The sequence below is a fragment of the Sporomusaceae bacterium ACPt genome, from assembly GCA_041428575.1.
Taxonomy (GTDB): Bacteria; Bacillota; Negativicutes; order Sporomusales; family Sporomusaceae; genus Sporomusa_D; species Sporomusa_D carbonis.
Window position 1 is genome coordinate 606,460 of the sequence record CP155570.1, and the last position, 12,061, is coordinate 618,520.

Consider the following 12,061-nt stretch of genomic DNA (forward strand, 5'->3'; position numbering starts at 1 on the left):
CATCCAGGCAAAAAGGTTCCTGCAAAATTCCAATCAGATTTGCAGGAGTTTTTGTATTGTGAGCGAAGCGTATTCAAAGTAAAACTGACATTTAGTGGTTCTCCGCAATACGGATAAGAGGAAATATTGCCTTTTGGGCGGATTGAGGGATATGTGTGAAAAACATTAAACAATTTTTGTCAGACAATGATCAATTTGCTAAACATGCCGGTATTGAATTGCTGGAGGCTGCCGAAGGATATGCCAAGGTAAAAATGGTGATAGAAGATTATCATTTGAATGGAGCCAAAACAGTTCACGGCGGAGCTATTTTTACGCTGGCGGATTTTGCCTTTGCTGTAGCATCCAATTCCCATGGCAGAATAGCCATGGGAATTAACGCCAGTATTGCGTATATGAAAGCGGTTGACACAGGGGTATTATTTGCCGAGGCAAGGGAAGTTTCACTGAACCATAAGCTGGGTCACTATGTTGTAAATATTACCGACGAGCAGAATGCTTTGGTGGCCATGTTTCAAGGAACAGTATATCGAAAAAAAGAAGAATGGTAAATCTATATGAAATCCAATAAAGATTTTTTTCTAGGCGTGTTGTTAGTAACGCTCCACCGCTGGCGCTTGACTTACGCTTATACTAACAACACGCCTGTAAATCTTTATTGGATACTATATAATAAAAGTTCTGGCTAAGTGGCAATAATTTGATATAATAAATTTAGTTACATAATGTAATAAATATACGTTTAAGGAGACGTGCTTAATGAAACAACTACTGCAATTACTTGCCGAATTATTATCGAATTTTCGTGACCTGGCTCTTTTGGTATTTCGACTTGGGCTTGGTGGCATGTTTATGTGGCATGGATGGCCCAAGATCATCGGCGGCAGTGCGAAATGGTTGGGACTCGGCCAAGCTATGAGCACTTTTGGAATTACTTTTGCACCGGTTTTTTGGGGCTTCATGTCCAGTTTTGCTGAGTTTGGCGGGGGCTTGCTGTTTGCGCTTGGCCTGTTTTACCGTCCTGCCTGCTTTTTATTATTTTTCAATATGTTGGTGGCTTTTACCAGCCAGATGATTGATGGTAAAGGTTTGGCTAAGGCGTCGCAATCATTGGAAGATGGGATAAGCTTTTTCGCAGCGGCATTTGTTGGTCCGGGAAAATATAGTCTGGATCATTATTTTGGCTTTGAGGAAGCAGTAAAACGAGTGTCATATAAGTCTGGCCGCTAAATCCAGAGCTAATATTAAAGTTTTTAGGCTGCAGGTGTATAATAAAAATGCCGTTTCGGTGATGAAGCGGCGAACACAGCCAAAGCAAAAGGCAGTAGTTTTTATGCTACTGTTTTTTTATACGTTGTTAAAAAATGTTTTAACTCCGGAATACAGGCAGCGGGATTAACTACAACTCTAATGTACCGGAAGTGGTACATTTAAAAATGTAATGCTTCACACCAAGTATTTATAGTACAATAGAATAAACAACTATAGCCAACTGGCTAAAGATAAACTGTCTTATACAATGCTGATTATAGTGGGGGTTTATAAATGACAGGGGAACAAGGGGTATTCAAAGATACGCTTTTAGAAGCATTAGGTATCAAGATTGTTGAGTTATCTGAGGAGCGGGCTGTGGCTACTATGCCGGTTAATCATGCCACTCGGCAGCCGCATGGTTTATTGCATGGCGGCGCTTCGGTTGCTTTAGCTGAAACTGTGGCCAGTATGGGGACATACAATCTGGTTGATAAAACTACCAAATATGTTGTAGGAATCGAAATAAATGCCAACCATATACGGTCTAAATCAGACGGTGTTGTTACGGCCGTCGGAATACCAATCCATAAAGGGAAAACAACCATGGTATGGGAGATAAAAATAACTGATGAAAACGGAACCTTGATTTGTGCGTCAAGATGTACAGTCGGAATATTTCCCAAATCCATATAAAGCAGTTCGGCAGTCAATCACTTGTGAACATAGAATTTTTTAATAGTCTGAAGGATGTACCGATTTTGGTACATCCTTATTTTTTGAATTTATGAAATGTTGCGAAATAGGTACAGCGAGGGGCGGTTCAATTGCGGCATGTCGTAACAAAATTGCTCTATTCTTAATGTTTATTGCTGTTGGCATAAAAATTGCTTTTGCATATACCGAGTTTACTTACATGCAGTAGCAATATTTTGCAGATGCCAATATTAAAGTTGTGTTACAAAAAGGAGAGCTGGAATTATGACTTTGGACGAGGTTATTAACGCAGCTGAAGTTTTCCGGGACCTGAACGCATTTGACTGTTCGGTGATGGTATGTGACATTCAGGGGAAAATCCTTCATTATGTGCCGGCCACTACATTTCATGCCAATGTAAAAATCGGTGAGATTGCCAAAGGTGGTGCGATGCTGGAATGTATTAAAACAAAGCAAAAGGTTGTTAAAGAGCTGCCGAGAGAAGTATATGGCATTCCCGTGAAGGCTATTGTTAGGCCGGTATTTGATGAGAACCAACAGTTTATTGGCATTATCGGCACGGCCATAAGCATGCACACCCATGAAGTACTGCAAAATGCTGCCCACACTATAGCAGCTACTGCTCAGCAACTGAGTGTTACAGCCGAAAACTTAACGGTATCGGCTAACAAGCTGGCAGAAGACCTGACCAATGTACGTTTGGGCGGCGAACGGGTATTAGCTGATATTAACAAGACGACAGACATCTTGCGTTTTGTCAGTGATATTGCGGCAAATTCCAATTTATTGGGGCTAAATGCAGCCATTGAAGCGGCAAGAGCCGGCGAATATGGACGGGGGTTTGCTGTTGTGGCGGAAGAAATTCGCAAGATGGCTGCCAATAGTAGCAACTCAGTCAAGGATATTGCCGCCATTTTGAAGACCATCCAGCGCGATACCGGTTATGTGGTTGACACGTTAGCAAAAACAGCTGAGTTAGGCAGTCTGCAGGCGGCAGCCACCTGCGAGATTTCAGTTTCAATGCAACAATTGGCTACCACTGCAGCCGATGTGCAAAAAGTTGCAGAGATAGTATAGATAAAAATTTATTTAGAGGTGAATCAAATGGCTGATGTAATGACTGCGGAAGAAAGAATTGTGGCTACCATTAATCTTGAGCCGGTGGACCGCGTGGTTTGTGCCCCTATCATTGAACAATATGCCGGACAATTTGTGGGGATGACCAACAAGGAGTTCCTGTGGAACTGGGATAAAGCCCAGGAGGCTATGCAAAAAGTATGGGAGGCTTTTCCTGTCTGGGACAGCAATGCTTATATGCTCCACGGGCGTATTGGGCCGGTGGCCACTAAATGCGGTCCGGGGCGGTTTAGAATGCCCGGTAAGGAATTGGCTGACAATGCACAGTACCAAATTCATGAATTCGAAGCAATGACCCGGGATGATTACTCCATCATCAAAGAAAATGGGTTTATGGAATACCGTCTGACTTTTCTGGAAAGAGCTCATCAGGTAAACCGGGAGGAAGTGCTGGCAGGTATGCAAGAAATGGCCCGGCTCCGCCAAGATGAAATTGACCGCAGCCAAGCCCGTGGACAAAGTTTAACCTGGGGCGCCATAATGGGCGTACTTCCTTTTGACAATCTTTCCATGACGCGTTCTATGGACCGGTTTTATAAAGACATGTTTCAGATTGGCGACCAAGTGGAAGAATTATTGTGGATTATCAATGACGCCATTATCGCCGGTTGTGAAGCAGCCGTGAAGACAACCGGCAATAACCGGGTGTTTATTGGCGGGGTCAGAGGCGCCGGTCAGTTTATCGGCAAGAAGCATTTTGAACGGTTTGTCTGGCCCCAGCTCAAAGTGATGGTTGAGCGGCTGGCGGAAAAAAATATTGTGCCTATTCTGCATTTTGATGCCGACTGGACAAAAAACCTGGAGTATTTCTTAGATTTGCCGAAAGCTAAATTTGTGCTTGAGTTGGACAGTGCCACCGATATTTTTAAAGCTCACGACATCCTGAAAGGACATTGTTCTATAAAAGGGGATGTAAGTCCGGCGCTGTTTACTGTGGCATCTCCCAGTGAATTAGACGAGTACGCCAAGAAACTGCTTACTACATTCCGCAATGGCGAAGGACTGATGTATTCTTCAGGCTGCAACCTGCCGATGAACGCCAAGCACGAGAATGTTAAAGCTTTCTTTGACGCTGTAGAAAAATACGGGCGGTATAACTGAACAATCAATGCAAAACAGTTTCACAAATATGTGGGACTGTTTTGTATGTTCAATGGTTGCTAACAGCTGGTTTCAGAATGCGTTGTGACAGTTAAAATAAAAGGCAAGAGCAAGCAGGAAATTTGTCACTTTGTGTTGAACAATGCTGGGACATGTATGCTCAGAGAGGGTGATGTTGTGCCGCGGAATACTAAGAAAACGGGGCGTAATTATCAACTTGCCAAACAGAATCTGGATCAGATTTTTGATAAGTTGCCTGATCCAATATTTGTAACTGACCAGTACGGTAATGTATTGCTTTCCAATTCGACGACTGCCTTGACGCTCGACATGTCTTTGGATCAGCTCCTGAAGTCTAATATACGTGATCTTGTTAATAAAGGCTATTATACAAAATCATATGCCTTAGAAGCTGTAGAAAAAAAGTGCGTTGTAAAAGGAGAATTAACTACCAGGCTTAACTTTAAGCAAATGTCTACCAGCACCCCCATCATGGACGATGAAGGAAATGTTATTCTGGTTTTGACAACAGGGAGAACGATAGATATTGCCGACAAATGCACAAGTCCGGAAGAACGTGAGTTAATCAACCGCCGCAAGCGGGAAATGGAGTACCTGCGCAGCTATGTGTTAGATACTGACACAATTGTAGCTGAGAGTAAAGCCATGCGGCAACTGCTATTGCAGGCCCACGCCGTAGCTCAGACAGACAGCACTGTTGTTCTGTATGGCGAGACCGGTTCCGGCAAGGAAATTTTGGCCAAGTACTTGCATCGTCACAGTAAACGGGCCGGTGAACCTTTTATCGCAGTAAACTGCGCAACCTTTCCTGAACATCTTGTCGAATCAGAATTATTTGGTTATGAAAAGGGAGCTTTTACAGGTGCAAATGCTGAGGGAAAAATAGGCTTGTTTGAAGCTGCCCACCGTGGCACGCTGTTTTTGGATGAGATTGCCGAACTCCCGTTCTCCCTCCAGTCTAAGCTCCTTAGAGTTTTGGAGACTTATGAAGTAAGGCGCTTGGGGAGCCATGTGGACAGAAAACTTGACTTCAGGCTGATTGCCGCAACTCATAAAGACCTGCAGAAGATGACTCAAGACGGGACTTTCCGAGCAGACTTATATTATCGTCTTAATGTGATACCTATTCATATACCTCCGCTTAGGGACAGACCGGAGGATATAGTGGCTTTATCTTTTAAATTTCTTGAAGATTTCAAAAAAAAGTACGGGCCGGAAATTCAGCTAACTCCTGATACTTTGGAATCATTCCGGAAATACCATTGGCCGGGAAATGTGCGCGAATTGAGAAATGTTGTGGAGAGATTAGTAATCAGCGGTTTACAAAGCGATTCTTCCGAACAGCTTGTTCTTGATACTCAAATTGACGGAATAGTTTCTCAATATGACTATTTCCGGTTAGCAGGGCTTAACGGGACATTAAAACAAGTCATGAGAGCCTTGGAAGAACGGTATATTTATCAGGTATTGAATGAATGCGGCGGGAGAATTGGCGAGGCTGCGGACAAGCTGGGGATTTACCGTACCGTTCTTTACCGCAAATTAAAGGCATTTGAACGCGAGAGAAATGCGGCAAAATAATTAGGTCTAAACTGGATGTACCGGTAGGGGTACATCCAGTTTTTTATGTTTTTGAATAGTACCTGTCAAACCGCAGAAGACTACGATGTCGGGCCTCTACCCCGAAGAAGCACCGGAAGGAAGATTGCCACGCTACGATGCTGTAATGCCTAACTAAGCACTATTCAATGACTTTCTGCTTCAAATATGGTCTCATAGGCGACGGTGCCCGCAATGAACGGAAAATTGTACAGTCCTCTATCGTCATTGCGAACGTATGTGAAGCAATCTAACGTTGCCTTTTGACAACTATTCATTTCGGAAATTTTGGCCTGTCTGGCAGTAAAGATTAGATGCGATGTACCGGATTTGGTACATCGCGTTTTTTGAATTTTTAAAAATGTCGCATAAATGGTACTTAACAGAATTGCCTAAGAGAAAGTTGCGGGCAAAAGTCTTGTGATATTGCTGGATAATTAGAAAAAATCCTTATTGGCATAAAATTTGCTTATATAGTATAGCGAATCATCTGAACAAGTTGAAGGGGGCTATGAAGCGTGTCAAAAATAATAACTGCCGATCAGGCAGCAGCATTAATTCCGGATGGCGCCACTGTGGCTGCGACCGGCTTTGGTCTTGCGGCCTGGGCTGAAGAAATTGCCCAAGCTATTGAAAAGCGGTTTGTGGAAACCGGCCATCCTCAGAACATAACTCTAACCCATGCTTCGGCAATCGGTGACTGGAAGGAACGGGGGACAACCCGCTTGGGTAAAGAGGGACTTGTCAAGAGATGGATTGGCGCTCATATCGGGTCGTCTGCCGGGATGTCCAAACTGCTGGCTGAGAACAAGATCGAAGCCTATTGTCTGCCACAGGGGGTTATTGTCCAGCTATTCCGGGAAATAGCCGCCAAACGTCCGGGACTGATAACGAAAGTGGGTTTGGGGACCTTTGTCGATCCCCGTGTCGATGGCGCTAAAATGAATTCGGTGACGACCGAGGACATTGTCAAAGTTGTCGAGTTCGAAGGCGAAGAGTGGCTCTTCTATAAAACCTTTCCCATTCATGTGGCCCTCATCAGGGGTACGGTAGTTGATGAAAACGGTAACCTGACGATGGACAAAGAGGGCGTCCTTATGGAAGCGCTTCCTTTGGCCCAGGCAGCAAAAAATTCCGGCGGTATTGTTATTGTACAGGCCGAATATCTGGCAAAGGCCGGCTCTTTACATCCCAAGCAAGTGAAAGTTCCCGGCATTCTTGTTGACTATATCGTAGTGGCAACAAAGCAAGAGTGTTGCTGGCAGACAGAGGGGCTGTATTTCAATCCGGCATTTGCCGGAGATATCAAAGTGTCATTAAACAGCATTCCTGAATTGCCCATGAACGAACGAAAAATTATTGCCCGCCGTGCAGCCATGGAATTAGCGCCTAACACCATTGTCAACCTGGGTGTTGGTATTCCCAGCGACGTTGCCGCCATTGCCGCGGAGGAAAGTGTAACAGATATGATGACATTAACGACCGAAGCCGGCGGTATCGGCGGTGTTCCTGCCAGTCTGCCCCATTTCGGCCATTCCTACAACGGTGAAGCCGTCGTTGAGCACCACTCCCAATTTGATTACTATGACGGCGGCGGCATTGACGTAGCCTTCCTGGGGCTTGCCCAGACCGACAAAGACGGCGATGTCAATGTCAGTAAATTCAAGGGCCGCCCGATGGGCTGCGGTGGCTTTATCAATATTACCCAAAGCTCGAAAAAAGTGGTTTACTGCGGCTCGTTTACCGCCGGCGGTTTGGAGGTAACTGCTCAAGACGGTAAGCTGGTCATTGTTAAGGAGGGCAAAAATAAAAAATTCATTAACAGCGTCGAGCAAATAACCTTTAGCGGTAAATACGCCCAGAAAGTAAAACAGCCGGTAGTCTACGTCACCGAACGCGCCGTATTTACTCTGGAAAATGGGCAAATGACCCTGACGGAGATCGCTCCCGGCATTGACATGGAGAAGGACGTCCTGGCGCTAATGGACTTCAAACCGGCTATTTCGCCGGATTTGAAAACCATGCCCAGCGGGATTTTCCAGCCGAAGTGGGGACAGCTCAGACAGATTATCGAAGCCAAAACGAAAGGTTGATGAAAACATGGTTGACATGTCGCTTACCCCTCAGCAGCAGAAAGTGCAACAGTTGGCCCGTGAGTTTACGGCTAAGCATATTATTCCGGTGGCCGGCGAATGGGATGAAAAAGGCGAATTTCACGAGTTTATTCTGGAAGAAGTCAAGAAAGCCGGTCTGAATTGTATGGCAGTGCCGACAGAGTACGGCGGTCCCGGCTATGACTCTGTCACGCAGTCCATTGTCGCCGAAGAATGGGGCTATGGTTGCGCTGCCTTTGCCACCACGCTTGGCGGTAACGGACTGAGTTCCTATCCGTTGGCCATTGCCGGCACTGATGAGCAAAAGAAACTGTACTACGGACGGCTGGTGGCCGGCGGTATGGGCGGTTTCGCCCTCACCGAGCCAGGCGCCGGTTCAGACGCAGGCGCTTGCGCTACCACTGCCAAATTGGACGGTGACGAGTGGGTACTTAACGGAACCAAATGTTTTGCCACTACTTGCGGCTATGCCACAATTATGGTTGTCTTTGCTTCTACCGACCCTAGTAAAGGGGTTAAGGGCTTAAGCGCGTTCATTGTAGAGAAAGAGCGCGAGGGAGTTATCGTCGGCGCAGTGGAGCATAAAATGGGTATTCGCAGTTCCAATACCGTAGAACTCATCTTGAAAAATGTGCGAATTCCTAAGGACCACCTGCTGGGAAAAGAAGGCGAAGGCATGAAAATTGCCATGAAAACACTGGACATGGCCAGGCCGATCGTGGCTTCGATGGGGGTAGGTATTGCCCGCCGGGCGCTTGATGCCGCTATTAAGTTTGCCAAAGAATATTTGGATGTTAATGGCAAACCTATCGGTACCCATCAAGCTGTTGCTTTCAAACTAGCCGATATGGCTACCCAGGTGGAAGCCGCCAGACAGTTGGTGCGTAACGCCCTCCGCCTGAAAGAGGCCGGTGTGCCTTATACCAAGGAAGCGGCCATGGCCAAGACCTTTGCCACCGATACCGCTATGCGTGTGACCGCAGACGCAGTCGAACTAATGGGACATTACGGCTATTCCAAAGATTCATTTGTGGAAAAGCTCATGCGTGATGCCAAGGTCACCCAGATCTATGAAGGCACCAATCAGGTTCAACGGATGGTTATATCCGGGCTGCTGCTTAACTCTTAAGTAAGCGGTAGCAGAAAGAATAGGAGGGTAACGCATGAGTTATGCATTGACAGAAGAGCAACAACTGATTCAGCAAACTGCCCGGGAATTTGCCCAGGAGTATGTCGGGCCGGTTGCTGCCGATATTGACCGTACCGGCGCGCATCCGGCAGAAATTGTTCAAAAGATGGCTGAACACGACTTTCTCGGGATTTTTATGCCCGGTGAAGTTGGCGGCGCTGAGGCCGGGTACCTCAGCTTTGCTTTAATCATCGAGGAACTGTCCCGCGTAAGCGGCGCGGTGGCGTCCATCCTGATTAATCATGCCGCGCTTGCTGCCTACACCATCAACCGGTGGGGTTCATACCGGCAAAAACAAAACTACTTACCGGCCTTATGTCAGGGTGAAAAACTGGGAGCTTTTGCCCTTTCCGAGCCGGGAGCGGCTCCCGGAGCGGGCGAGTACAAAGTCGTGGCCGCTAAAGACGGTGACAATTATATTCTCAACGGGCGCAAATGCTATATTGCTAACGGCGGAGTAGCCGGTGTCTATATTGTGTTTGCTTTAACCGACCCTGAAGCCGGCGCCAAAGGGATGAGCGCTTTTATCGTCGACGGTAAAACTGCCGGATTATCGGTCGCCCGGAACATTGAAAAGATGGGGCTGCGCGGGTGCCAGTCCGCCGAACTGGTATTTGAAAACGTCACAATTTCCGCAGACAGCCTGTTAGGAGCCGAAGGAGCAGGTATGGCCGTTGCAACCGACGCTCAGGCAGTCGCCAGTGTCGCCGAAGCCGCCATGGTGGTCGGCATTGCCCAGGCTGCTATGGATGATGCGGTGAAATATAGTAAGCAAAGAATTCAGTTCCGCCGTCCAATTGCCAGCTTCCCGGCCATCCAGACCATGTTGGCGGAAATGGCGACAAATATTCATCTGGCCCGTTTGGCAGTTTATGATGCTGCCAATCTGATTGACAGCGGCCGGCCTTTTGCCACTGAAGCCGCTATGCTGAAGCTGTTTGCCGCCCGTATCGGCCAAAGCGCTTTGATTGACGTTATCCAAATCGAAGGCGGTTATGGCTACAGCCAGGAAATGGTCGTTTCCCGGCTCTATCGTGATGTAAAAGGAGCCGTTATTAAGGCAAGCTCAATGGATTTTCCGGAAAAGGTAATTGCCGGTGCCTTACTTGCCTAACTCAAATATGATTATGCAATCAAAATGAACGGGGAGAGGGTGTTTTACCCTCTCCGGCAGAAGAAAGGGGAAAACCATGCAGAAGCTTCTTGTCTGTTACAAATGGGTACTGGACGAACAAGACATTAAAGTTACCGGCGATTTGTCCCTCGACACCGGCCGGGCTAAGTACAAAATCAGCGATTATGACAAAAACGCCGTTGAAGCAGGAGTGCTCTTGGGAGAACAGCATGGCGTCAGCGTTGAAGCCCTCACTTTTGGTACTGCTGCGGTAAAACAATCTTTGAAGGACGCCTTGTCCCGGGGGCTGGACAAGGTGTACTGGATCGGCGATGCCGCGGCTGAACAGGCAGACGCTTTTGTGACCGCTAATATACTGGCCGGCGCCATTAAAAAAGCCGGACCGTATGACCTTATTCTTTGCGGCGAAGGCAGCGCCGACTCCTACAGCCAGCAGACGGCTCCCCGTCTGGCCACCCTTTTAGGTATTCCGGCCATTACTTTTGTTCGGCAGCTTTCAGTGGCCGACGGCCGGGTAACTGCCATCCGCAAACTGGGCGATTGCACCGAGGAAGTGACCGTAACCGGTCCGGCAGTGATCAGCGTTTTGCCGGAAATCAACAAACCCCGCATACCTGGCTTAAAGCAGGTTATGGCTGCCGCTAAAAAACCTTCGGAAGAAGTAAAAGTGGCTGACCTGGGTCTTGCTGCCGGCGAATTGGCACCCAAAGTACGCAGTTTGTCGGTGAAAGGCTATGTCATGGACCGGAAAAAAGTCATCTTTAAAGAGGCCAATCAAGCCGATAATGTTGCCAAGCTAGTTGCCAGTCTTGCCCAAGAGGGCCTGTGCTGAGGAAAGGGGTAAAGAACATGCCGGGAATTTGGATATATTCAGAAGATAGCGCGGTTGCCAGACAACTCCTGACCGCCGGCCTCGAACTCAAAAATGCTATGAAACAGCCGGTTGCCGTGCTTACGCTAAGCGGTGAAGAGGCTCAGACTTTTATTGACGCCGGTGCTGATAAAGTATATGTGGTAAAAGGAAGCAATCCATGGCCTGAAAGCTACGCGAACGCCGTGGCCGATCTATTGACCAAAGAACAAGCCGGTGTATTGTTGGTGGGCGGAACTATGCGGGGCAAAGATTTGGCTGCGAAAGTAGCCGCCAGCCTGAAGGCCGGTCTTGTTACCGACGCCCTGCGTGTTGCCTGTGCCGGCGATGGCATTGAAACCACCCGCCTGGTATATGGCGGGCTGGCGGTGCGGACCGAAACGGTAACCCTGCCGGCGCTGGTTACCATACCGCCCCGGACCTTTGCTGAAGCAGCTGTGCAAGGCACCGGGCAAGGAGAAGTGGTGATTGTGGAAGTGGCTAATGACGACAACCGGGTCTCGGTAACGAATGTTTGCCCCATTGTCCGTCAAGGCGCCGATATTGCTGCCGCTGACCGCATAGTTTGCGTGGGGCGCGGCTTAAGTAAAAAAGAAGACCTGACCATGGTAGAAGCCTTGGCGGCGGCGGTTGGTGCGGAAATCGGCTGTACCCGCGGTATCTCCGAAGATTATCGCTGGCTGCCTAATGACCGTTATATCGGTATTTCCGGTCAGAAAGTCAAGCCGGAACTCTATATTGGGCTGGGCATTTCCGGTCAGGTACAGCATGTGGCAGGCATCCGCGACGCAAAAGTCATTGTTGCCGTTGACAGCAATGAAAAAGCCCCGATCTTTGAAGCGGCTGATTATGGCATTGTGGGGGATCTCTACGAAGTTGTGCCCTTATTAACCAAAGCGATGCAAAAATAGGCTGGCAATGCCGGT

At 47.6% G+C, this 12,061-nt stretch carries 11 protein-coding genes; all 11 read left to right on the forward strand.

The features are described from left to right. Positions 1-155 precede the first annotated feature (155 nt). Positions 156-551 (forward strand): PaaI family thioesterase, encoded by a 396-nt coding sequence (locus SCACP_RS02925; protein ID WP_425059938.1) that lies wholly within the window; start codon positions 156-158, stop codon positions 549-551. Between the two features lie 208 nt (positions 552-759). Further along, complete coding sequence (locus SCACP_RS02930) at positions 760-1,230, forward strand: DoxX family protein (RefSeq protein ID WP_425059939.1); 471 nt, start codon at positions 760-762, stop codon at positions 1,228-1,230. Positions 1,231-1,545: 315 nt separating this feature from the next. After that, positions 1,546-1,947 carry a hotdog fold thioesterase gene (locus tag SCACP_RS02935; protein ID WP_425059940.1) on the forward strand — a complete coding sequence of 134 codons (402 nt, stop codon included), beginning with the start codon at positions 1,546-1,548 and terminating at the stop codon, positions 1,945-1,947. A 285-nt stretch (positions 1,948-2,232) separates the two neighbouring features. Beyond that, positions 2,233-3,045, forward strand: a complete 813-nt coding sequence (locus SCACP_RS02940; protein ID WP_425059941.1) for a methyl-accepting chemotaxis protein — start codon at positions 2,233-2,235, stop codon at positions 3,043-3,045. Between the two features lie 27 nt (positions 3,046-3,072). Then, positions 3,073-4,206: a uroporphyrinogen decarboxylase family protein gene (locus SCACP_RS02945; RefSeq protein WP_425059942.1), complete on the forward strand. Its 1,134-nt coding sequence runs from the start codon at positions 3,073-3,075 to the stop codon at positions 4,204-4,206. 84 nt (positions 4,207-4,290) lie between these two features. After that, positions 4,291-5,808: a sigma-54 interaction domain-containing protein gene (locus SCACP_RS02950; protein ID WP_425059943.1), complete on the forward strand. Its 1,518-nt coding sequence runs from the start codon at positions 4,291-4,293 to the stop codon at positions 5,806-5,808. A 536-nt stretch (positions 5,809-6,344) separates the two neighbouring features. Continuing rightward, on the forward strand, positions 6,345-7,919 hold the full coding sequence (locus tag SCACP_RS02955) for an acyl CoA:acetate/3-ketoacid CoA transferase (RefSeq protein ID WP_425059944.1): 1,575 nt from the start codon (positions 6,345-6,347) through the stop codon (positions 7,917-7,919). 7 nt (positions 7,920-7,926) lie between these two features. After that, positions 7,927-9,069 carry an acyl-CoA dehydrogenase family protein gene (locus tag SCACP_RS02960; RefSeq protein ID WP_425059945.1) on the forward strand — a complete coding sequence of 381 codons (1,143 nt, stop codon included), beginning with the start codon at positions 7,927-7,929 and terminating at the stop codon, positions 9,067-9,069. Between the two features lie 34 nt (positions 9,070-9,103). Then, the gene (locus SCACP_RS02965; RefSeq protein ID WP_425059946.1) at positions 9,104-10,243 is read left to right on the forward strand and encodes an acyl-CoA dehydrogenase family protein; all 1,140 of its coding nucleotides are present in this window, start codon (positions 9,104-9,106) and stop codon (positions 10,241-10,243) included. Positions 10,244-10,319: 76 nt separating this feature from the next. Continuing rightward, positions 10,320-11,096 (forward strand): electron transfer flavoprotein subunit beta/FixA family protein, encoded by a 777-nt coding sequence (locus SCACP_RS02970; RefSeq protein WP_425059947.1) that lies wholly within the window; start codon positions 10,320-10,322, stop codon positions 11,094-11,096. Between the two features lie 17 nt (positions 11,097-11,113). Continuing rightward, positions 11,114-12,046 carry an electron transfer flavoprotein subunit alpha/FixB family protein gene (locus tag SCACP_RS02975; RefSeq protein WP_425059948.1) on the forward strand — a complete coding sequence of 311 codons (933 nt, stop codon included), beginning with the start codon at positions 11,114-11,116 and terminating at the stop codon, positions 12,044-12,046. Positions 12,047-12,061: the final 15 nt, after the last annotated feature.